The sequence below is a fragment of the Chitinilyticum aquatile DSM 21506 genome (assembly GCF_000430805.1).
Classification (GTDB): domain Bacteria; phylum Pseudomonadota; class Gammaproteobacteria; order Burkholderiales; family Chitinibacteraceae; genus Chitinilyticum; species Chitinilyticum aquatile.
This window is the reverse complement of the sequence record NZ_KE387259.1, coordinates 247,198-268,495: the sequence shown is the minus strand read 5'-3', so window position 1 is coordinate 268,495 and position 21,298 is coordinate 247,198. Positions and strand designations below refer to the sequence as shown.

Genomic DNA, 21,298 nt, shown 5'->3' with positions numbered 1-21,298 from the left:
AAAGGATGACAAGTGAGAGTGCCCGTTTTGCGTTATAGTGCGCGCCATTCAAGGTGCCTGCCGGCCATCTGGCCAGCGGGATAATCGGGAAGCAGGTGAAACACCTGCGCTGCCCCTGCAACGGTAAACCAGTGTGGATGCATCCACGCCAGCACGCCCTGTGCTGCGAGCCACTGCCAGAGTCCTGGCGGGAAGGCGATGCATCAAGTCTGGCAAGCCCGGAGACCGGCCTTGATGCGTTCCCGGCAATTTTGCCGGGGTGTCCTTACTGCGGCAGGGGAAACCGCAAGAGTCTGCCGCGCCAAAGGGCGCCGGCTGCTTCGCCGTTTCCTGCCGCGCTTTGCAATACACATGGGGTGTATTGCCAGGAAAGCCAATGAAACCGCGTTTTACCAGCATATACCTGCTTGTTGCTGCAGCCTTTTCTCCTTCTTTTGCCTTTGCCGAAACTCCACTGCTCGATGAAATCGTCGTTACCGCCGCACGCCAGCCACAGCAGGCCGGCGCTGTGCTTGGCGATGTGACGGTGATCGAACGGGAGCAGATCGACTCCTTCGGCAATTCGGACCTGAATACCCTCCTGTCGCAGCAGGCAGGTGTCCAGCTGCGCAGCAACGGTGGTGCCGGCAAGGTCAATTCGCTGTATCTGCGTGGTGCCAATGGCAACCAGATCGTCGTGCTGATCGATGGCGTGCGCTACGGCTCGGCCACAACGGGAGCCGCAGCACTGCAGAACATGCCGCTGGATCAGATCGAGCGCATCGAAATCCTGCGTGGCCCGGCGGCGAGCCTGTACGGTGCCGACGCCATCGGTGGCGCCATCCAGATTTTCACGCGGCGTGGCAGTGGCGCGATCACGCCGAGCGTTAGCGTTGGCTACGGTACACAGAACACGGTGGAAACCAGCGCCAGCGTTGCCGGCAGCACGGGCGCCAGCCGTTTCGCGCTCGGGCTGGCATACAGCAGGACCGACGGGATCAGCGCGCTGGCTGCTCCGGGCAATGCCCCCAACAACACCGACAAGGATGGCTATGAGAACCTGAGCCTGTCGCTGTCGGGCAGCCACCAGATCAATGAGCGCCATGAATTCGGTGGCAGCCTGCTGATGGCATGGTCGGAAAACCATTACGACAATGCCTGGACGACCGCCCCCTATGACTACCGCGACGAAAGCCGTAATGGTGCAGCAACTGTCTGGACCCGCAACACGATTACCGATATCTGGACCAGCAAGCTGCAGTACGGCATCAGCCTGGATGACAGCGACAACTATCAGCTGCCGTCCGCATGGAGTGCGGAAAAGAGTACGTTCAAGACGACCCAGAACCAGATCGGCTGGCAGAACGACATTGCGCTGGGGGCCGGCTCGCTGCTGCTGGCACTGGAATCGCTCGAACAGCGCATCAGCAGTACCGAAAAGTACGCGGTCGACCATCGCCGCATCAACAGCGTACTGGGCGGCTATCAGGCCCAGCTCGGCACGGTTAATCTGCAGCTGAATCTGCGCAGTGACGACAATTCCCAATTTGGCCGCAACAATAGCGGCAGTGCCGCGCTGGCCTGGCAAATCACGCCAGGCTGGCAGCTCGGAGCCAGCTATGGCACCGGTTATCGCGCGCCGAACTTCAACGAACTCTACTACCCGGGTTTCGGCAATCCGGAACTCAAGCCGGAGGAGTCGCGCAATACCGAGGCCTTCCTGCGCTACCAGAGCGCACGCCTGCAGGCAGGCGTAACGGCGTATCACAACCGCCTGACCGACCTGCTGCAATACAATCCGGCGACGTATACCACCGACAATATCGGCAAGGCGACGTTGCAGGGCGTGACGCTGAATCTGGACTGGCAGGGCGAGGTATTCAATGCCGGCGGCAACCTGGACTGGCTTGATGCCACCAACACGACCCAGGGGCGCGATTACAACAAGCAGCTGGCTTATCGCGCCGAATTCAGCGGCTTTGCCTATGCCGGCCTGCACGGCAACGACTGGACTGCCCGTCTTGAACTGCAGGGCATGGGCTCGCGTTATGATGACCCCGCCAATACCATCCGGCTGGCCGGCTATGGCCTCGTGAACGTGGCAGCAAGCTGGCAGGTCGCACGCGACTGGTCACTCACAGCGCGGGTCAACAATCTGCTGGACAAGGACTACGTCCAGGCCACGGGCTACGCAACGCAAGGCATCAACGGGCTCCTGAGCGTGCGCTGGCAGCCGAAATAATCTCTGTCCGTCCCCGGCTGGCGTGCTGGCCGGGTTTTAACCGTTTTTATGCAGGAATACGCCGCATGTCCGACCTGGAACGCAATGCCCGCCACGCTGCCCGCATGGCACGCAAGAAATCGCTGATCGACGCCAGAATTACGGAGGCCAGTATCGATACCGGCATCCTGATCCTGCTTACCGGCAACGGCAAGGGCAAGTCTTCGTCGGCCTTCGGCATGGTGGCCCGCGCCATCGGTCACGGCATGAAGGTCGGCGTCGTGCAGTTCATCAAGAGCCGCACCGATACCGGCGAAGAGGCGCTGCTCGGCAAGCATTGCGAATGGCATGTGATGGGCGACGGTTTCACCTGGGATACGCAGAACCGCGAAGGGGACACGCGCAAAGCCGAGGAAGCGTGGACGATTGCCAGCCGGATGCTGGCGGATGCGTCCTATGACCTGGTCGTGCTCGACGAGCTGACCTACTGCCTATCCTACGGCTACCTCGACAAGGCCGTGGTGCTGGCTGATCTGGAAAGCCGGCCGGAGATGCAGCATGTGGTCATCACCGGGCGGGCGGCGATCCCGGAGCTGCACGCCATCGCCGACACCGTGTCGGTGATCGACAACGAAAAACATGCCTTCAATGCCGGCATCCGGGCGCAGAAAGGCGTGGAGTGGTGAAGCAATGCTGATGCTCCCGGCTCGATCATGGCTGCGGCGGTCCATCATTTGCAGCGGAATCATGACCTCACTGCTGCCGGTGGCTCAGGCCGCAGTGTCTGTCCGGGATGACCGTGGTACGACCATCACACTGGCACAGCCGGCCCGGCGCATCATCAGCCTGGCGCCGCACGTGACCGAGAACCTGTTTGCCATCGGCGCGGGCGGGCAGATCGTGGGGGCGGTCGATTACAGTGATTACCCGCCCGCTGCCCGCCAGATCGAGCGTGTCGGCGGCTACAACGGTTTTGACCTGGAGCGCATCCGGACCCTGAAGCCCGATCTGGTCATCGCCTGGCAAAGCGGCAACCCGCAGCGCCAGCTTGATCAGATACGGGCAATGGGTATTCCTGTCTATGTCAATGAATCAGGAAAGCTGAGCGACATACCTTCAAGTCTGGAGCGCCTCGGTGTGCTCGCCGGGCAGTCTGCCGGCGCGTCTCGGGCGGCGGCGGCTTATCGCACGCAGCTTGCCAGACTGGAAAAAACCTACTCGCAGCGGCAGCCGGTGCGCGTGTTCTATCAGGTATGGAAGCAGCCCTTGCTGACGATCAATGGCCAGCAGTACATCAGCGATGCCTTGCGGGTGTGCGGAGCGGTCAATGTGTTTGCCGGGCAGCCTGTGCTGGTGCCCACCGTTGATATTGAAGCGGTGCTGGCCGCGCGCCCGCAGGCCATCATTACCAGCGGTGGCGAAGAGGGCAGGCCGCTTGCGCAATGGCAGCAATGGCGCAGTCTGCCGGCTGTGCAGAATAGTCAGCTGCATGTGCTGCCGCCCGATATTCTGGTGCGCATGGGGCCAAGACTCGTGGAAGGCACCGCGGCCCTGTGTGAAGCGGTCGAGCAGGCCCGCAAGGGGGGCCGCTGAATCTGGCTGGGTGTTATTCAGTACCCTGTGCTAGGGCTTGGGCCGGGTGAGTTTGTCGGGGTCGCTGCGTCCAGGCGAACCGTATTTCTGCCACAGCGGGCGCAACACGCCGGATTTTTCAAGTTCACGCAGCAACGCAGCCAGTTCGGCTGCGTTCGGCTCGAAATCGCTGCGGACGAGTATGGTGTGGCGGTATTCCTGGTCGAGCCGGTCGGAAATCATAAGGCGGGAGCGCAGTTCGGGGTTCGCCGCCAGATACTGGCTCAGGTAGGCCGAAGTCACGACTGCCACATCGCCCTTGCCATCCAGCAAGAGGCGAAGCGTGGCTTCGTTATTGGTGGTACCGATCATGCCGAACTTGCGGCGCAGGAATTCCGGGTCGCTGTTGAAGCTGGCAAAACCGTAATGATAACCACGCATTCCGAGCATGCGCTTGCCGCTGAAATCATCGAAATAGCGCTGGGTCCGGCCGGGGCGTTGCAGCGCAACATACTGTTCACCTCCTGTCAGGTACACCGGGCTGACCTCGACCGGGTAGCGTTGCCATCCCCAGTCGCGGTTTTCATAGAACATCACGTCGAAGGCATTGCGGCTGAAGTCGTAATAGCGCCGGCTGGGGCTGGTGGTGACGATCCTGAATTCGTACCTGTCCTGATGGCGGTTGAGCAATTCCACCAGTTCGATCTGTGCTTCGCCGGCGGCATCAATCGTCACATACGGCGGGAAGCTGTAAGCCCCCACGCGGACGATCTGGCGTGCCTGGGCCGCGCCGATGGCGCAGAGCAGAGCCAGAGTGGCCAGAATGCTCAGCCAGGTTCGCACGGGCAGTATCCTTCGACAGCAAACGGGATAGTCTGTTTATAGGGATGCGTGCGGCATAAGGCAAACCAGCCTGCGTGCAAAGGTACGGATAGGAGTGATGCTGGTTGGGTCATGCGGCACGCGGTGCTATGCAGTGAATAAAACTTGATGGGTATCGATGTGCAGCCAAATAAAATAGTGTCTTGGATATCGATACCCTTGGCTGTATTTAGGTCAGATAGCTGCTGATGTCGACTTCGTCAATCTGCGCCGGCTGCATGAAGCGCTCAGCATAGCGGCGATAGATCCCTGTACGCAGGAACAGGTCGAACAGCTCCGGATCGATGTGCTGGTCTTTCTTCATGAAGCTCATGATCTTGATGGCTTCCGAGAGTGTCTTGCCTTTCTTGTAGGGGCGATCGATGGCGGTCAGCGCCTCGAAAATGTCGGCAATCGCCATCATGCGTGCGGGCAGGCTCATTTCATCGCGCTGCAGCCGTTTCGGATAGCCGCTGCCATCCATCTTCTCGTGGTGGCCGCCGGCGATTTCCGGCACGCGCTGCAGATGGCGCGGGAAGGGCAGTTTCTCCAGCATGATGATGGTCTGGATGATGTGCTCGTTGATCTTGAAGCGTTCTTCTTCCGAGAGCGTGCCACGGGCAACGGCGAGATTGTAGAGTTCGCCGCGATTGTACAGATGCTCCGGGACGGTGACGCGGAACCCCCAGGGATTGTCGTCGCCTATGCGGTCGCGCTCGCGGCGCACGATGATGTGCTCCGGCTTGTCGGACAGCAGCGGCTCGGTCGCGGGCAGTGCTGGCTCCGGCGTGCGTTCCTTGCGTTCCTTTTCTTCGTGCGAGATGCCGATGCGGTCGGACAGCGTGCGCTGCCACTGGCGTGCAGCAATCTGCTGCAGTCTTGCCACTTTTTCCGCCGCCATGAATTCACCGCCTTCGTTGCAGGTGGCGACAAAGGCGTAATCCTCATCCAGCTGTGCCAGCTCGGTCATCAGTTCGGTTTTTAGCGCATCGGGATCGCCGCCATTGGCAATGCCCTGCCAGCAGCGGATTTCAGCATCCCGCTTGAGCACTTCGAAGCGCATGCGAACTTCGTGGATGCGGTCGTATAACGTTTCCAGCTTGGTGGCCTTGTCCACCACGTATTCAGGCGTCGTGACCTTGCCGCAATCGTGCAGCCAGGCCGCGATGTGCAGTTCTTCCCATTGTTCTTCGCTGAGATGGAAATCGCGGAATGGGCCATCCTTCTGCTCGCAAGCGGCTTGCGCCAGCATCTTGGTGAGTTCCGGCACGCGCTGGCAGTGGCCACCGGTGTAGGGGCTCTTGGAGTCGATCGCGCCGGCAATGAGCTGGATGAAGGCTTCCAGCAGGATTTTCTGTTCGTTCAGCAGGCGCTGCGTATAGAGCGCGGTGGCTGCGGTGCCCGACAGCGCGCTGATGAAGGCGAGCAGGTCGGGACCGAGTTCCTGCTTCTGTTCGTCGCTGATCAGTGCCAGTACGCCGAGCAGTTCGCCATCCTTGCTGCGCAGCGGCAGCGTCAGCAGTGTAAGCCGATCGCCGCCATCGAGTGGCAGCAAGGGGAAAGCCTGCTGCAGATCGCAGCCGGAGGTGGCGCTGGCCAGACGCGATTCGCGCAGGGCGTTGCTGAGCAGATGCTCGTCGTGCAGGTCGATCCCTTGCGGTGTGTCGAGGGCCAGCAGTTCGTCCTGCCAGCGTGCCTGGGCCGCCTGCAGCGTGTGGCCGTCGGCTTCGAGCAGGTAGATGATGCCGCCCTCGGATCGGGTGATGCCCTGCATTTCCCGCAGGATGCGCGAGAGCAGCCGATCAAACCGGGTTTCGCTTGCCAGAGCCTGCGACAGCTCCATGAAGCGGTGTACCGTATCCTTCATGTTGCCCAGCGCATTGCCAAGCCGCGCAACTTCCAGAATGTGTGTTTTCAGGCGTACGGGCTCGTCGAACTGGAAGCGCTCGATTTTCTGCATTTCGCCCGAGAGCGCATCCAGTGGCCGCGCTGCCAGGTGCGCAAGCCACATTGCCAGTGCCAGCCCGAATGTGACACTGAGCAGTGTGACAATGATGCTGCGATTACGGATCCGGATGGCATCGACCAGCAGCTCGTTCATTGGCGTGGCCATCATCAGTAGCAGTGACTTGTCCCCGAGCAGCGGAATGGCACTGGTCATTCCCTGCCACTGCTGCCCCTCAACGTCCAGCACGAAGGGCTTGCCGGGAGCGGTGGCTCCTTGCTGGCGCATGGCGTTCAGCAAAGGGGTATCCAATTCATCCAGCCTTGGCAGTCGCACACTGCCGTCAGCTTGCTTTACCGTTTGCACCTGTCCCTGATGCGAGCCGAGTATGTTGCCATTGGGGCTGACCAGCAGGAGGCGTGAATCGGGCGTCGTGCGTGATTGCTGCAGCAGTGTGCCGATGCTATGCAGATTGATGTCGATCCCGGCCACTGCCTGACCGTTGCTGCTGCGTTGTGCCAGTGTGACGCCGGCAGACTGGGAGGTAAAGAAATAATAGGGCGGCGTGATGATGACATCATCCTGCTTGATGGCCGCTTCATACCAGCCGCGCGGACGCGGATCATAACGGTAGGCCGGGTCGAGCTGCCTGCCGAGCTGGCGCAGTTTGACGTCGAAAAAAAGGTATTCGCCCCGAACGGTTTCTCCGTCGCGGACAATGCTCTGTACAATCCAGCGGGTCAGCGCAGGCGGATTGAATTTCTGCTTCAGATCCGCTTCGTCCAGATAGCGGCGCAGCATGAAAAAATCGCCGTTGGCGTAGCCCATGTAGATGCTGCTGCTGGCCGGCTGCTGTGCGATGGCATTGACCAGAAACTGCAGGCTGTCGAGGCGTGCTTCCAGTGTTCCGGCGTTCATCAGCCGCTCGTTGGCCAGCAGTGAAACGCTGACTTCGGCCGGGCGGTAGAGGCTCTGCACCTCGCTGGCCGTCATCCGTGCGATCTGCTCGAAACGCCCCTTGGCATTGTCCTTGAGCAGTTGCGAGGTTTCGCGGTACTGATACCAGCCGGTGATGGCGGCATAGCTCAGCAGCAGACCGATGAACAGGTAGGAAATGTGGATGTAGAGCGGAATGGGGTGCTCTTTTTTCAGCGCATCGTTCACGGCGGGCTCGTTTTGTTGGCTGGTCTGGCTTTATCGTAGCAAGACTGGCACGAATTGACCGGAGGCTTTTTTGTAATGAAAGAAGAAGTGCATGGCCGCTGAGCGATTGCAGCGGGGCCGCTTCGGCCTGGTGCTCGCCGGCCTGCTGCTGCTGGTGCTGCTGGCCATACTGCTGAGCCTGGCGATTGGCAGCAGCAGCCTGCCGCTTGGAGAGGTGTTGCACTCCGGTGAAGCTGGGCAAGCAGCGCGCGATGTGATTATCAATCTGCGGCTGCCGCGCACGCTGGCGGCGGTGGCGGTGGGGGGCTTGCTGGCGCTGGCTGGCTGCCTGCAACAGGTATTGCTGCGCAACCCGCTGGCCGACCCCTACATTCTTGGTACTTCTGGCGGCGCCAGTGTCGGCGCCTTGCTGGCCATGCTGCTGGGTGGCAGCGTGCTGCTCGTGAATCTGGCGGCGGGCGCTGGTGCGCTGGCGACGATTCTGATCGTGTTCTGGCTGGCTGGCAGCGACCATTCGGCCACGCAGGCGCGATTGTTGCTGACCGGTGTTGCGCTGGCTGCCTTCTGTGGCGCCCTGTCGTCGCTGCTGCTGAGCATTGCGCCGGACGGTCTCCTGCGCGGCATGGTGTTCTGGTTGCTGGGCGATCTTTCGGGCGCGGGCTGGCAGCTGGCACTGATCGGGCTGGCCGTGTTCCTGGTGCTGGGTTTTCTGCTGGCGCCTGCATTGAATATTCTGGGTATAGGTCTGCAGCACTCGCATTCATTGGGATTGAATGTGCATACTCTTCGCTGGGTGGTTTATGTGCTGGCCGCGCTGGCGTGCGCGCTGGCGGTGACAACGGCCGGCATGATCGGCTTTGTCGGACTCATCGTGCCGCACGCACTGCGGCTGCTGCTGGGGCAGGATCTGCGTCTGCTGCTGCCGGCTTCCGTCCTTGGTGGCGGGCTGGTGCTGCTGCTGGCCGATGTGCTGGCGCGTACGCTGTTGGCTCCGCAGCAATTGCCGGTCGGCGTGGTGATGGGCCTGCTCGGTGTGCCCGTGTTTCTGTGGCTGTTGCAGCAAAAGGGTGGACGCTGATGCTGGTGACCGAGTCGCTCTCCCTCGCGCGCGGCGCCCGCTGCCTGTTGACCAATCTGTCCATCACGATCCGCGCAGGGGAGTGCTGGCTGGTGCTGGGTGAAAACGGCTGCGGCAAGAGCACGCTGCTGGCCACGCTGGCCGGCTGGCAGCTCCCGGCGGCCGGCAGGATCATGCTGGCCGGCAGGCCGCTCGATCAGACCCCGCGCCGCGAGCGCGCACGGCAGATGGCCTGGCTGGCGCAGCAGGATGAGCAGGCCTTTCCGCAGACGGTGCTGGAGCGTGTGCTGACTGGCCGTTTCCCGTATCTGGCACGCTGGCAGTGGGAAAGCGAGGCTGATGTGGCGCTGGCGCGCGCGCAGTTGGCCCGCCTCGATCTGGCCGGGCTGGCCGGGCGCGATCTCGCGGCCTTGTCCGGCGGCGAGCGCCGCCGCGTCGGGCTGGCGACCGTGCTGGCGCAGGAGGCGCCACTGCTCTTGCTGGACGAACCACTGTCGCAACTGGATGTGCGCCACCAGCAGCAGGCGCTGCAGGTGCTGCAGGACTGCGTGGCGCAGGGGACTGCGGTGCTGATGGTGTCACACGATCCGAACCATGCGGTGCAGATTGCCAGCCACGTGCTGCTGCTCTTTGGCGATGGCCGCTATCTGGCCGGGCCAGTGGGCGACGTGCTCACCGCTGCGCATCTGGGCGAGCTCTATCGGCACCCGGTCAGGGAATTGCAGGACGGCGGACGGCGCTGGTTCATGCCGACCTGAGGCGTGCCCGCCACTGCGGGATGGTGTTAGAGCGCGTTGCCGATGATGATCAGCAGGATGGTGCCCAGCAGCGTGATGCCGGCAAAGGCGGTGCCCAGCGCTGCGAACAGCTTCTTGTGCTCGCTCTGTACCAGTCCGCCGATCCCCAGGCCGACGGCCAGCAGGTCAAGTGCCAGCAGGCCAAGAATGCACAGGCCCACGATGATGGCGGCCGGCGAGTTTTCGTCGATGCCGCCCGGCGTGGTGCTTTCCATGACGCCGGCGATGATGAACATCAGAAAAATCAGTCCGGCGGTAACGACGCTGGTGACGAATGAGGCAATGCCCAGTCCCGAGTGTTTTTGTTCTTCCAATTATGATCTCCCTGATTGACGGTATGGCCGGCCATCCGGCACAAGGCCGGAGGCGGCATCGCCAGCAGTTTAGCTGCACGGCGCACGAGCTGTCAGCATGACGTCATGTTTCGGGGCGTTTGTCGCCACAGCGACCGTGACATGCATCACAGCCCGCCACCGTGGCGCTTGATGTCACCCGAATCGGAGCTTTTCAACCGGCTGCTAGTGGGCCGGACTGGGGCAGCGGCGATGGATCGCCTCGATGGCGGCGAGCAATTCGTCCGGCAGTGCGATATCGCAGACCGACAGGTTTTCCTGCAGCTGCTCGATGCTGGTGGCACCAATGATCGTGCTGCCGACAAACCAGCGGCTTTTCACCCAGCCCAGCGCCAGTTGTGCCGGTGTCAGGTCATACTCCTGCGCCAGTGCGGAATAGGCGGCAACGGCCTCGTTGACGTAGGGCTTGAGGTAGCGCACGCCGAAATTGGCGAAGCGCGTCATGCGGCCGTCCGCGTGCGGGTTGGTGACATATTTGCCGGACAGCAGGCCAAAGGCCAGCGGGCTGTAGACCAGCAGCATCACGTTTTCGCGGTGACAGACTTCCGCCAGCCCCAGCTCGAAACCGCGGTTGATCAGGTTGTAGACGTTCTGGATGGTGTTGATGACCGGCACACCCAGTTCGCGTGCGAGGCGCTTGCACTCCATCACGCCCCAGGGCGTTTCGTTCGAGACGCCGATATGGCGCACCTTGCCGGCACGGACCAGCTCGCCCAGCGCCGCCAGCGTATCGGCCAGAGCCGGTGCATCCGTGTATTCATTGGCCGGGTCGAAATAGGTCTGCCCGAACATCGGCACATGGCGGGCGGGCCAGTGCAGCTGGTAGAGGTCGATGTAATCGGTCTGCAGGCGACTGAGGCTGTCATCGCAGGCCGCGTGGATCTGCTCCTTTGTAAATTGCGGCCCGCCACGCATCCAGTCCATGCCGCGGTTCGGACCGGATACCTTGGTGGCCAGCACGATTCTGCTGCGCTCCTGCCGGCGCAGCCAGCTGCCCACGATCCGCTCGGTGCTGCCCTGCGTTTCGGCGCGTGCCGGCACCGGGTACATTTCGGCGGTGTCGATGAAATTGATGCCGGCGTCAAACGCCAGGTCAAGCTGGGCATGGCCCTCGGCTTCGCTGTTCTGTTCGCCGAAGGTCATGGTGCCCAGGCAAAGGGTGGATACAGCCAGATCCGTGCCGGGCAGGGTGCGATAGTCCATCGTGATTGTTCCGCTTTGCAGATGATGGGGAAATAGTGCCAGAGTCGCCGCCGCCTGTCGTCCCGGTGGCCGATGAAAACTCGGCGGCCAACCTGTACTTGCAAGGTTTCTTATGGGTATATGGCTGCAGCCCTTTCATGTGAGGGGCTGTGGAATTATGGGATGGTGGGTAAATAAAAACGGCAGGCGATTGCCTGCCGTTCCATGGGCGGGAGCGTTACGCTTACTTGCTCTTGACCGGTGTGACCTTGTAGCCGGCCTTGCGCAGGCGCTGCAGCACGCCGGCCTCGCCGGACAGGAACTGCGCGCCGATGCCGATGAAGGCATCGCCCTTGTCGGCTGCCTTGCCGATGCGCTCGGCGAGTTGCGGAGCACGGCCGGAAATCTGCTCGCTGCGCCATTTTTCATACCAGGCGAGTTCAGAAGCCGGCAGCTGCGGGTATTCCTGCTCATACAGCTTGGGCAGTTGCGACGCATTCTGCTTCAGGTAGGCTGCCATATAGTTCTGGTCGTTTTTCGCCAGCTGGTCCTGCTGGTCGATCAGCGCATACAGCAGCGGAATCTGCTTGGCTTCTGGGATGCTCTCGAAACGCTTGAGGACTTCGGCCATGCTTTCCAGGCCGAAATATTCCTTCTGGCTTTCGATGGCCATCTTGGAGAAAAGCAAGTCCATCGGAATCTGGCCGGTCTGCTTTTTCGGCACCAGCATCAGCATGATCGCACCCCAGGGCTTCATCTTGGCGGTAGCGACTTCCGGATAGCCGCGTGCGTCGAGTTCCGGCACCAGGCGGGCATAGTATTTCGGGTCCATTTTGGCGGCGAGGCTGGGCTCGGGCGTCAGGATCTGCTTGCCCATTTCCATCATGCTGTTGAAATCAAGCTTGACCTCGGTACCGATGAGCTTGCTGTCGATAAACGCTTTCTTCATCGCCGGCGAGAAATCGGTCGCGTGCGGGTCGGTTACATAAGCCAGACCATACACCCAGGTGGGGGCCACGCCTTTTTTCTCGATTTTCCACAACAGCGTGTTGTCGGCCTTGCCGGCGGACGCGGAGGGAGCCGCGAGTGCCGGCAAAGGGGCGAGCAGGGCAGCGAAGGCGGCGGCAGACAGCCACGGACGAAGACGATGCAGCATGGGGTGGAACCTCCTTGAACAGGCTGTGTGCAACAGCCTGTGACCCGTTTTCAGCGGCGCAGCCGGTGAAAATGTATGAAAGACAATAGATATGCCGTTGATTGCTTCAGGCGCCGGTTGGTTCCGGGCTTTGCCCGGTGCCGGGTGGCGGCGGGGAAAGCCTGCCGGTCCAACAAGGCCCGGGCGAGGGCGACAGTATAGTGCCTTTGTCCGGCTGGCTGCGAGTGAATCTGTCGCAGCCTGGTCTGCCGTGTCAGAAGCGCATCAGGGTACGGATTTCATCCACTAGCGCCAGCGCCTGCGCGTCGCTCTGGTGCGATTCGCGCATGGCAATGTGCCAGCGGCCGAAGACCTTGCGCAGTGCTGCCTCCGAGTCGATGCCGGCGATTTCGGGCAGCAAGCCCTTGCCGAAAATGCCCAGATACAGTTCGCAGCTTTCCTGCATCAGCATGCGGATCATGCGGATGCGGTGCTCGCTGAGTGCGGCGGGTTCTACGGCTACAGCGGCCGCAGCCGGGATGGGGGCAGTGGCAGGCGGGGCCGCAGCAAGGCTGTCGGTGGCGATGGGTGGGGAGGCAAGACCGCTGACCGGTGCACGTTCACTGTGCGGATCAATGCCTGCCGGCATCACGAAACCGGCGGTTTCCAGTTCGCGTAGCAGCGGCACCACTTCCAGCCCGACCAGCAGGGCGGCCAGCGCGCCCACCGATTTGGCACCATCGACCAGAATCAGCAGGCGGCGCAGACGTTGCGGCAGGCCGTGGCTGCGCGCATCGATTTCTTCCTGCCCCTTGCTGGTCTTGATGAAAACGAGATTGCCCGGTAGCTGTACCTGTGTATCCAGACTCATGCCATGTTTTCCCGCTGCGATGATCGGGCAGTATAAGCAGCATGAATGACATGAATAAGACAATGCTGATTCAGACGTCAGCATCGTTTTACAGGGGAGCGGCCAGCGATGGCCGGCGTGCCTACCAGCCGAGTGCGCGAGTGCGGGTACGGCGCACGTTCTCGTCCCTGTCATCCGCCGAGTTGCCGGCGACGCATTCCAGATAGACCGGGCCGCTAAAGCCGCCGGCGCGCAATTGTCTGAAAATCTGCGGGAAATCCACCAGTCCCTCGCCGGGCGTCACCATCACGTCGGGGCCACCCGGGCCTAGTACGCAATCCTTGATGATGGCGGTAGCACAATGCGGGGCCAGCGCATCGACACAGTCTTCGGGGCGGATTGCTCCGGCGCTGTAGTAGATGAAATTGCCGGGGTCGAAACACAGGCGGAAGGCCGGATGCGCCACCGTGCCGTACAGTGCCAGCAGATCCGCAGCGGTAAGGGCGATACCGCCGTGGGGCTTGAGCGTGATCGTGATGCCGGCAGCCTCGGCATGCGGTGCAACAGCCTGCATCAGCGCCAGATAATCCGCCCGCAGCTCGCGCTGATCGCAGCCCAGATCCAGCAGCCAGCAGGCACCGAGCGCTGCGGCGTTGTCGATCAGGCGGCGGTAATCGTCAATCGCCGCCGCCAGCTCCAGGTCCGGCTGCCAGCCACCCAGCAGCAGCGAGGGAGTCAGCCCCGCTGCGCTGGCCGCCTGCCGCGCCGCCGCAACATCCGCCGCCGTGCTTTGCGCCGTGACGGGGATGGCCGGAGTTCCTGCTGCGCTGGCGTTGTAATACACCGCCACTTCGCTGAATCCGGCCGCAGCAATGGCCGCGCAGGCCCGTGGGAAATCCAGCTCCTGATAGGGGCGGGTCGTGCAGCCTGTATTCATGCCGGATCCTGTTCGCAGAAGTTGACTGCTTTCATTCTGGTTCAATCCGCGCCGCACAATCATTCCTGTCTTGCGCTTTTGTGACCCCTTGGGCCGCTGCTCTGTCCGGCTTATGTGGGGCAGCCCGAATGCCCTCGATTTCTGCTTTTCAGTGGCGTGTGGCAGTTACTGGCCATTTCTGGGCTTTCTTACCAGCTGGTTTCACGCTCGGGCGAGGCGGTGATCTTGTGGATCGACAGGTCGGCGCCGTTGAATTCTTCTTCTTCCGACAGGCGCAGCCCCCAGGTCTTGTTCAGCAGGCCGTAGACGACATAGCCGCCGGCAAAGGCAATCACGATACCGAACAGAGTACCGGCCAGTTGCGCCGCGAAGGTAACGCCGCCGGCGCCACCGAGTGCCTGCAGACCGAAAATTCCGGCTGCAATGCCGCCCCAGGCACCGCACAAACCATGCAGCGGCCACACACCGAGCACGTCGTCGATCTTCCATTTGTTCTGGGTGATGGTGAATAGCCAGACAAACAGCGCACCTGCCACGCCGCCTACTACCAGTGCGCCCAGCGGATGCATGATGTCCGAGCCGGCGCATACCGCCACGAGACCAGCCAGCGGGCCGTTGTGGATGAAGCCCGGGTCGTTTTTGCCCAGTACCATGGCCACCAGCGTGCCGCCGACCATGGCCATCAGCGAATTCATCGCCACCAGGCCGGAAATGCCTTCGACCTTCTGCGCGCTCATGACGTTGAAGCCGAACCAGCCGACGATCAAAATCCATGCACCAAGCGCCAGAAAAGGAATGGATGACGGCGGGTGAGCCGAGACTGCTCCATCCTTGCGGTAGCGGCCGCGGCGCGCACCAAGATGGAGCACGGCGGCCAGGCCGATCCAGCCGCCAACGGCATGCACGACGACCGAGCCGGCGAAGTCGTGGAAATTCGCGCCAAGCGCGTGCTTGAACCAGTCCTGCACGCCGAAATTGTTATTCCAGATCATGCCCTCAAAAAAGGGATAGATGAAGCCGACCAGCAGGAAGGTGGCGACCGATTGCGGGTGAAATCTGGCGCGCTCGGCAATGCCGCCCGACACAATGGCCGGAATCGCCGCGGCGAAGGTCAGCAGAAAGAAGAACTTAACCAGCCCGAAACCGCTGAACTGTGCCAGTTCGCTGACCGGGCCAAAGAAATGCACGCCATAGGCGATGCCGTAGCCGATGAAGAAATACGCCAGCGCCGAGACGGCAAAATCGGTGAGGATCTTGACCAGGGCGTTGACCTGATTCTTTTTGCGCACCGTGCCCAGCTCCAGAAAGGCAAAGCCGGCATGCATGGCCAGAATCATGATGGCCCCGAGCAGAATGAACAGCACATCGGTGCTGGTACGGAAAGCGTCCACGTCATCTCCAGTGTTTTTAATTGTGACGCGTGCTTTAGCAAACGGCATGCCATGTGCGCGTTTGGTGCGGAAATGTTGTGTAGCCGAGGGATATGGCGCGATTTGGGTGCAAATGCCTGCGCTAATGTGGTGCGGATTGCCGGCATCTCGCATCAACTTGGTGCGTATTGTATTTTTCTGGGTATGTGACTGCAGCCTTTACTTTTAAATGGCTCTGCATTTATACCGTGTTGGGTATTTGTGCCGGAATGCGGTGCTACCTTTACGCGTCCGACAGCGCGGACGAAAAAAACGCCGGTAGCGTGCGCTCCGGCGTTTATTGCTACATGACCGGCAGGGCTTACAGCTTGAAGCGCTGCACCACGCCCTGCAGCGAGCCGGCAAGCTGGTTGAGGCCGGCCAGCGTCTGGCGGGTATGCTGCAGCGCCTGATCGGTGCTGCTGACCTGCTGGTTGATGCGCTCGGCAACCTGGGCGATCTGCTCGGTCGCCAGCGATTGCTCGCGCGTTGCGCCGGAAATTTCGTTCATCTGTCCCAGCACCGACTGCATTTCCTGCTGCATGGCGGTAATGCGCTGGTTGACGTCGTTCACCAGTGCCTCGTTGGACTGCGCGGTGTGGGCGGTGCCTTCGGTCTGCGAGGCGGCCTTGGCGGTTTCCGTGCAGATGGTGCCCAGTAGTGCTTCGATTTCGACGGTCGCACGCGCGGTGCGTTCGGCCAGGCTGCGTACTTCATCGGCCACGACGGCAAAGCCGCGGCCCTGTTCGCCGGCGCGTGCGGCCTCGATTGCGGCATTGAGCGCCAGCAGATTGGTCTGGTTGGCGATGTCCTTGATCACATTGGTGATGTTGTTGATCTGGCGGGACTCCTGCTCCAGCTTGGTCATCGAGCTGCCCAGCGCGCCCAGGTCGGCACTCATCGCATGCGTCTGCTGCTGCATGTCGTGCATGGCGCTCACGCTGTCGCGGGCGCCACGGTCGGCCTGGCTGACGGCGGCTTCCACCTGCGAAGCGCTTGAGGCGATGTGCGAAATGCTGACGGTGACTTCTTCGATGGTGGCGGCGGTAGCAGAAACCAGATCGGCCTGCGCGCGCGATTCGGTGGCCAGCTGTTCGGCCACGCGTTCGATGTCGCGCACGCCTTGTGTCAGCCGGGTCGACTCGCTCTGTACGGTACCCATCAGGCGGTGCAGCTCGGCGATGAACTGGTTGAAGGCTCCGGCAATCGCTCCGGTTTCATCCTGGGTGCTGGCGTCCAGCCGGATGGTCAGGTCGGCTTCGCCGCTGTTGAGCTGTTTCATGGCTGCGAGCAGGCGCTCAAGCGGGCGGGTGACCAGATTGCCCAGCCAGAAGGCGGCCAGCACCGAAATCAGGATCAGTGCGAAGCCGGTGCCGGCCGACTTCAGCAGCACCGTGCGCAGTGTGGCGTTTACCTCGGCCATGTCTGCGTCGGCAACGGCCACGATGGTGGCACCGTTGGCGGTGCGGAAAGGCTGGTAGATCGAGCGGAAACTGCCATAGCTGCTGTCGTATTCCGCCCAGGTACGCTTGCCGTCGCGCAGGGCCGCGAGCAGTTCGGCATTCGGCGTTTCGTAGGCTTTCAGGTATTGCTCCTGTGCCGGGTCTTTTTCTTCATCGGCAGAGAGCGACGAGAGAACATAGTGTGGCTTGCCATCACGCATCACGAAGCTGTAGACGTAGGGAACGCCGACGGATTCGGCAAAGCGGGTCAGTTTCACGCTGAGGGCGCGCATTTCTTTCAGATCGGCCTGGTCGCGCGGTGTGAGCGTGTCATGCAGGGAGTCGGGGATGATGAAACGATAGCCGTTGGCTGCAGCGATCAGCTTGCCATCGATGGCGTTCAGTGCACTTTCGCGGGTCTGCAGATAGCTCACGATACTGAATGTCACTACTGCCAGTGAAGTAAGCAGAATGAGAACCAGACGGATTTTTGCTTTCAGTGTTTTCATTGTTATTGTGAACCCCGGAGTCATGAACGGTTAAGTGTTCATTCTAGATCAAGCTGACTGCAGCAGGCATGCGGATTATCCCTGCTGCAGCCTCGGGTGGTGTGTGTAATGCAGTCAGGCTGGCATGGCGCAAAAAAAGCCAGCTTCACAGCTGGCTTTTCCCGTATCCGGACATCCGGGCAATCACGCTTTCTGCGCGCGCTCGAAGCTGGCCATGATTTCGGCATGGGCAGCAGCCTTGTCGCCCCAGCCGGTGACCTTGACCCACTTGCCGGCTTCCAGATCCTTGTAATGCTCGAAATAGTGCTTCACCTGTGCGAGCAGCAGTTCCGGCAGGTCTTCCAGCTTCTGGATGTGCTTGTACATCGGGCAGATCTTTTCCACCGGAACGGCAATCACCTTGGCATCCTGGCCGGACTCGTCTTCCATGCCCAGTACGCCGATGGCGCGGCACTTGATGATCATGCCCGGGCCCAGCGGGTAGGGTGTGTGGACCAGTACATCCACCGGATCGCCATCCAGCGACAGGGTGTGCGGCACGAAGCCGTAGTTCATCGGGTAGGACATCGAGGTGCCAACGAAGCGGTCAACGACAATCGCGCCGGCTTCCTTGTCGAACTCGTACTTGATCGGCGCGGCATTGGCCGGGATTTCGATGATGACGTTGAAATCGTTCGGCAGGTCCTTGCCGGCGGGAATCTTGCTTACGTCCATGACGCTCATTCCTGAAGTGGAGTGGAAAACCCGCCGATTATAGCGATCACGCCGATGTGTTGGTAGCGATGGCCCTGCCCGGCAGATAAAGTGCCATGCCATTGACACAAGTCCTCACTGCCAGCCGTAGTTTCGCGTTATACAATGCGGATAACTCCATTTTGTGATGCGGTGCACCATGAAACCCCACTACCTTTCCCCCTTGCTGGACCCGCGCTCGATTGCCGTGATCGGCGCCAGTGATACCGAAGGCTCGGTCGGGGCGGTAGTCTTCGGCAATTTGCGCGAAGCCGGTTTTGTCGGCCGTGTGTATCCGGTCAACTGCTATCACAATACCGTACAGGGCGTGCCGTCCTTTGCGGCAATCGGCGATGTACCTGGCCCGCTCGATCTGGCCATCATCACCACGCCCACTGAATCGCTGGCGCACGAAGTGGAAGCCTGTGGTCGTGCCGGCGTGAAGGCCGTGTGCATCATGTCGCAGGATTTTGTCGGCACCGATGCGGCCTCGCGCATTTTGCTGGACCGCCTGGTGGCGCTGGCGCGACAGTTCGGCATGCGCCTGCTCGGGCCCAGCGTGTTCGGCATGGCGCGTCCGGTCAGCCGGCTGGCTGCCGCCAATTTCCAGGGCAAGATCCAGGCTGGCGGCCTCGCGCTGGTGTCGCAATCGTCGTCGGTGACCTCCGCCATCATGGACTGGGCCGAATCGCATGACATCGGCTTTTCATCGGTGGTGTCGCTGGGATCGGCGGCGGATGTCGATGTCGGTGAGGTGCTCGACTATCTGGTGGCCGATCCGAAAACCAAATCCATCCTGCTTTATATCGAAGATCTGAAAGACGCGCGCATCTTCATGTCGGCGGTACGCGCCGCCGCGCGCTCCAAACCGGTGATGGCGCTGAAGGTCGGGCGCTATGACGAGGGTGCGCGGCTGGGGCGCACGCATTCCGAGCGACTGATCGGCCGTGACGATGTGTTCGACGTGGCCTTGAAGCGTGCCGGCGTCTTGCGGCTCAGGTCGATCAACCAGCTCTTCATTGCGGCGCAGGTACTCAATGGCAGCTACAAGACCAGGGGTCGCCGGCTGGCCATCATTACGAACGGCATCGGCGCGGGCATGATGGCGGTTGACCGTGCCCGCGATCTGCACATCGAACTGCCCCGGCTGGACGAAACCACGCAGGCCGCACTGCATGCCCTGCTGCCGCCGCAATCCGAGGTGACCAACCCTGTTGATGTGCTGGGCGATGCATCGAGCGAACGTTTCCGTGCCGCCACCGAGCTGGTTTTGAAAGACCCGAACGTCGATGGTGTGCTGGTGGTGTTCACCCCCCAGACCGGCACCGACGACCAGAGCACCGCACAGGCCATGATCGAGTTGCGCAAGACCAATGAGAAACCCATCCTGCTGGCCTGGATCGGCGGCAAGAAGGTGGAGGCCAGCCGCAAGCTGCTGGCCGCCAATCACGCCGCCTATTTCCACACACCAGAACACGCGGTGGAGGTCTTCTATTCACTCGCCTCCTGGCAGTACAACCAGCAATTGCTGCTGCAGACCGCCAGCCCGCTGGGCGAATGGGAGGCTCCGGATATCGAAACGGCCCGCATGATCATCGACAGTGCGGTGGCCGGCGGGCGCACGGTGCTGGATGAACTCGAATCCAAGGCCGTGCTGCGTGCCTTTCATATCCCGGTGACGCTGACTATGCGCGCCAATTCGGCCGATGATGCCGTGAATGCCGCAATGGGAATGGGCCTGCCTGTGGCGCTCAAGATCGATGCCGTCGGCATTACGCACAAGACCGACATTGATGGTGTGTCACTGGGGCTCAACAGCCTTGTCAATGTCGCGACGGAAGCCAACCGCATGCTCACGCGCGCACGCAACCTGCTGGGCGAAAACATGGTGCGTGGCCTTACTGTTCAACCCATGCACGGCAAAAAATCAGGCCGCGAGCTGATGGTGGGCGTGACCACTGACCGTGCGTTTGGTCCGGTGATCACCTTCGGTTCGGGAGGCATTGCCGTTGAAGTGTTCAACGATGTGAAAGTGGCGCTGCCGCCGCTGAACGAATACCTGGCCGATGCGCTGATCCGCCGCACGCGCGTGAAAAACATGCTCGGCGCCTTCCGCAACCAGACGCCAGTCGATCTCGACGCCATCAAGCATGTATTGCAGCGCGTGTCCGAGATGGTATGCGAGCTGCCGCAGATCGAGCAGCTCGACATCAACCCGCTGGTGGCCGATGAAAGTGGCGTGATCGCGGTAGATGCCCGCATCATTATCGGCAAGGTGCCCGATGGAGCCCGCCGCTATGGCCATATGGCCATCCATCCCTATCCGGCACAGCTGATGCAGGTTACCTCGCTGAAGAACGGCCTGCCGCTCACGCTGCGGCCGATCCGCCCCGAGGATGCCGAAATGCTGGCCGCCTTTGTCGCCAGCCTCTCCGAAGAATCGCGCTACAACCGCTACATGAACACGCTGAAAACGCTGCCGCAGGCGATGCTCGCGCGCTTCACGCAGATCGACTACGCCCGCGAGATGGCGCTGGTCGCTACCGTCGAGGGCGCAAAGGGCGAGGAAATCATCGGTGTCGCGCGTTTTACCGCCAACCCGGACAAGGCCAGCTGCGAGTTCGCCGTCGTCACCAGCGACCAGTGGCAGGGCAAGGGGCTGGGCAGCCGCCTGATGGAAGCCTTGTTCGCCGCCGCGCGCGACATGCGCCTCACCGTCATCGAAGGTGAAGTGCTCTCGAGCAACAAGACCATGCTTGCCTTCATGAAACACCTCGGCTTCAGCATCCAGAAACACCCGGATGACGACGGGCTGAAGTGGGTGGTGAAGCAGCTTGTCTGAAGGGTATGTGGCTTTAGCCATTGTTTGAAAAGGGTTGTGGCTGTATACGTAGCCTGGGCCTGGTTTGACCGTGCATGGCTATGGCTGGTTTGGTCAGGGGGGGATTAGCCGGTCGCGAACTTCCTGTTGCGTGGCGGGAGAAAGATCGTCGGTCGTACTGGCGCGCAGCAAGGCCTGGCGGCCGGTTTGCCCATCAGCCTCAGGGTTCGATGCAGGTGAGCACGGTGACATGATCCGGGTCACGCAGCATGGCTTCCAGCGCCGGGGTGTCCTGCGCAGTAACGGCCTTG

At 61.5% G+C, this 21,298-nt stretch carries 16 protein-coding genes and 1 riboswitch; of the genes, 6 read left to right on the top strand and 10 right to left on the bottom strand.

Annotation, left to right across the window (positions count from 1 at the left end; all coding sequences use genetic code 11):
- The first annotated feature begins 34 nt into the window (after nt 1–34).
- A riboswitch (cobalamin riboswitch) is annotated at nt 35–248 on the top strand.
- Between the two features lie 128 nt (nt 249–376).
- From H559_RS0114430 to H559_RS0114420, 3 genes are all read left to right on the top strand, one after another.
- Nucleotides 377–2,221 carry a TonB-dependent receptor domain-containing protein gene (locus H559_RS0114430; RefSeq protein ID WP_028453253.1) on the top strand — a complete coding sequence of 615 codons (1,845 nt, stop codon included), beginning with the start codon at nt 377–379 and terminating at the stop codon, nt 2,219–2,221.
- 65 nt (nt 2,222–2,286) lie between these two features.
- Nucleotides 2,287–2,886 (top strand): cob(I)yrinic acid a,c-diamide adenosyltransferase, encoded by a 600-nt coding sequence (gene cobO / locus H559_RS0114425; RefSeq protein ID WP_028453252.1) that lies wholly within the window; start codon nt 2,287–2,289, stop codon nt 2,884–2,886.
- Nucleotides 2,887–2,947: 61 nt separating this feature from the next.
- The gene (locus tag H559_RS0114420) at nt 2,948–3,793 is read left to right on the top strand and encodes a cobalamin-binding protein (protein WP_245579379.1); all 846 of its coding nucleotides are present in this window, start codon (nt 2,948–2,950) and stop codon (nt 3,791–3,793) included.
- Between the two features lie 30 nt (nt 3,794–3,823).
- Here H559_RS0114420 and H559_RS20615 read toward each other — a convergent pair whose 3' ends face one another.
- Together H559_RS20615 and H559_RS0114410 are read right to left on the bottom strand one after the other, a co-directional pair.
- Nucleotides 3,824–4,615, bottom strand: a complete 792-nt coding sequence (locus H559_RS20615; RefSeq protein ID WP_051279535.1) for a substrate-binding periplasmic protein — start codon at nt 4,613–4,615, stop codon at nt 3,824–3,826.
- 208 nt (nt 4,616–4,823) lie between these two features.
- On the bottom strand, nt 4,824–7,742 hold the full coding sequence (locus tag H559_RS0114410) for an HD domain-containing phosphohydrolase (protein ID WP_028453250.1): 2,919 nt from the start codon (nt 7,740–7,742) through the stop codon (nt 4,824–4,826).
- A gap of 91 nt (nt 7,743–7,833) precedes the next feature.
- On the opposite strand from H559_RS0114410, the gene H559_RS0114405 reads away from it, so the two are divergent.
- Together H559_RS0114405 and H559_RS0114400 are read left to right on the top strand one after the other, a co-directional pair.
- Nucleotides 7,834–8,820 (top strand): FecCD family ABC transporter permease, encoded by a 987-nt coding sequence (locus H559_RS0114405; RefSeq protein WP_051279533.1) that lies wholly within the window; start codon nt 7,834–7,836, stop codon nt 8,818–8,820.
- Nucleotides 8,820–9,578 (top strand): ABC transporter ATP-binding protein, encoded by a 759-nt coding sequence (locus tag H559_RS0114400; RefSeq protein ID WP_028453248.1) that lies wholly within the window; start codon nt 8,820–8,822, stop codon nt 9,576–9,578. The genes H559_RS0114405 and H559_RS0114400 overlap by 1 nt, the downstream gene beginning before the upstream one ends.
- 26 nt (nt 9,579–9,604) lie before the next feature.
- Here the strand turns inward: H559_RS0114400 and H559_RS0114395 are convergent, their stop codons facing one another.
- From H559_RS0114395 to ppa, 8 genes are all read right to left on the bottom strand, one after another.
- The gene (locus H559_RS0114395; RefSeq protein ID WP_028453247.1) at nt 9,605–9,931 is read right to left on the bottom strand and encodes a hypothetical protein; all 327 of its coding nucleotides are present in this window, start codon (nt 9,929–9,931) and stop codon (nt 9,605–9,607) included.
- Nucleotides 9,932–10,135: 204 nt separating this feature from the next.
- Complete coding sequence (locus H559_RS0114390; RefSeq protein ID WP_028453246.1) at nt 10,136–11,173, bottom strand: aldo/keto reductase; 1,038 nt, start codon at nt 11,171–11,173, stop codon at nt 10,136–10,138.
- 223 nt (nt 11,174–11,396) lie between these two features.
- Nucleotides 11,397–12,308: a TraB/GumN family protein gene (locus H559_RS0114385; RefSeq protein ID WP_028453245.1), complete on the bottom strand. Its 912-nt coding sequence runs from the start codon at nt 12,306–12,308 to the stop codon at nt 11,397–11,399.
- 253 nt (nt 12,309–12,561) lie between these two features.
- A complete protein-coding gene (locus H559_RS21925; RefSeq protein ID WP_028453244.1) occupies nt 12,562–13,158 on the bottom strand; it encodes a hypothetical protein in 597 nt (198 codons plus the stop codon).
- A gap of 121 nt (nt 13,159–13,279) precedes the next feature.
- Nucleotides 13,280–14,074 carry a sugar phosphate isomerase/epimerase family protein gene (locus H559_RS0114375; protein WP_028453243.1) on the bottom strand — a complete coding sequence of 265 codons (795 nt, stop codon included), beginning with the start codon at nt 14,072–14,074 and terminating at the stop codon, nt 13,280–13,282.
- Between the two features lie 188 nt (nt 14,075–14,262).
- Complete coding sequence (locus tag H559_RS0114370; RefSeq protein ID WP_028453242.1) at nt 14,263–15,465, bottom strand: ammonium transporter; 1,203 nt, start codon at nt 15,463–15,465, stop codon at nt 14,263–14,265.
- Between the two features lie 340 nt (nt 15,466–15,805).
- The gene (locus tag H559_RS21920; protein ID WP_051279532.1) at nt 15,806–17,434 is read right to left on the bottom strand and encodes a methyl-accepting chemotaxis protein; all 1,629 of its coding nucleotides are present in this window, start codon (nt 17,432–17,434) and stop codon (nt 15,806–15,808) included.
- 183 nt (nt 17,435–17,617) lie between these two features.
- Nucleotides 17,618–18,148 carry an inorganic diphosphatase gene (gene ppa, locus H559_RS0114360; protein WP_028453241.1) on the bottom strand — a complete coding sequence of 177 codons (531 nt, stop codon included), beginning with the start codon at nt 18,146–18,148 and terminating at the stop codon, nt 17,618–17,620.
- 178 nt (nt 18,149–18,326) lie between these two features.
- Between ppa and H559_RS0114355 the strand changes: the two genes are divergently transcribed.
- Nucleotides 18,327–21,008, top strand: coding sequence for a bifunctional acetate--CoA ligase family protein/GNAT family N-acetyltransferase (locus H559_RS0114355; protein ID WP_028453240.1), 2,682 nt, complete (start codon nt 18,327–18,329; stop codon nt 21,006–21,008).
- Nucleotides 21,009–21,298: the final 290 nt, after the last annotated feature.

Coding starts and splice junctions, on each gene's coding strand:
- H559_RS0114430 (WP_028453253.1), top strand. CDS start 377: ATGAAACCGCGTTTTACCAGCATATACCTGCTTGTTGCTGCAGCCTTT.
- cobO (WP_028453252.1), top strand. CDS start 2,287: ATGTCCGACCTGGAACGCAATGCCCGCCACGCTGCCCGCATGGCACGC.
- H559_RS0114420 (WP_245579379.1), top strand. CDS start 2,948: ATGACCTCACTGCTGCCGGTGGCTCAGGCCGCAGTGTCTGTCCGGGAT.
- H559_RS0114405 (WP_051279533.1), top strand. CDS start 7,834: ATGGCCGCTGAGCGATTGCAGCGGGGCCGCTTCGGCCTGGTGCTCGCC.
- H559_RS0114400 (WP_028453248.1), top strand. CDS start 8,820: ATGCTGGTGACCGAGTCGCTCTCCCTCGCGCGCGGCGCCCGCTGCCTG.
- H559_RS0114390 (WP_028453246.1), bottom strand. CDS start 11,173: ATGGACTATCGCACCCTGCCCGGCACGGATCTGGCTGTATCCACCCTT.
- H559_RS0114385 (WP_028453245.1), bottom strand. CDS start 12,308: ATGCTGCATCGTCTTCGTCCGTGGCTGTCTGCCGCCGCCTTCGCTGCC.
- H559_RS21925 (WP_028453244.1), bottom strand. CDS start 13,158: ATGAGTCTGGATACACAGGTACAGCTACCGGGCAATCTCGTTTTCATC.
- H559_RS0114375 (WP_028453243.1), bottom strand. CDS start 14,074: ATGAATACAGGCTGCACGACCCGCCCCTATCAGGAGCTGGATTTCCCA.
- H559_RS21920 (WP_051279532.1), bottom strand. CDS start 17,434: ATGAAAACACTGAAAGCAAAAATCCGTCTGGTTCTCATTCTGCTTACT.
- ppa (WP_028453241.1), bottom strand. CDS start 18,148: ATGGACGTAAGCAAGATTCCCGCCGGCAAGGACCTGCCGAACGATTTC.
- H559_RS0114355 (WP_028453240.1), top strand. CDS start 18,327: ATGAAACCCCACTACCTTTCCCCCTTGCTGGACCCGCGCTCGATTGCC.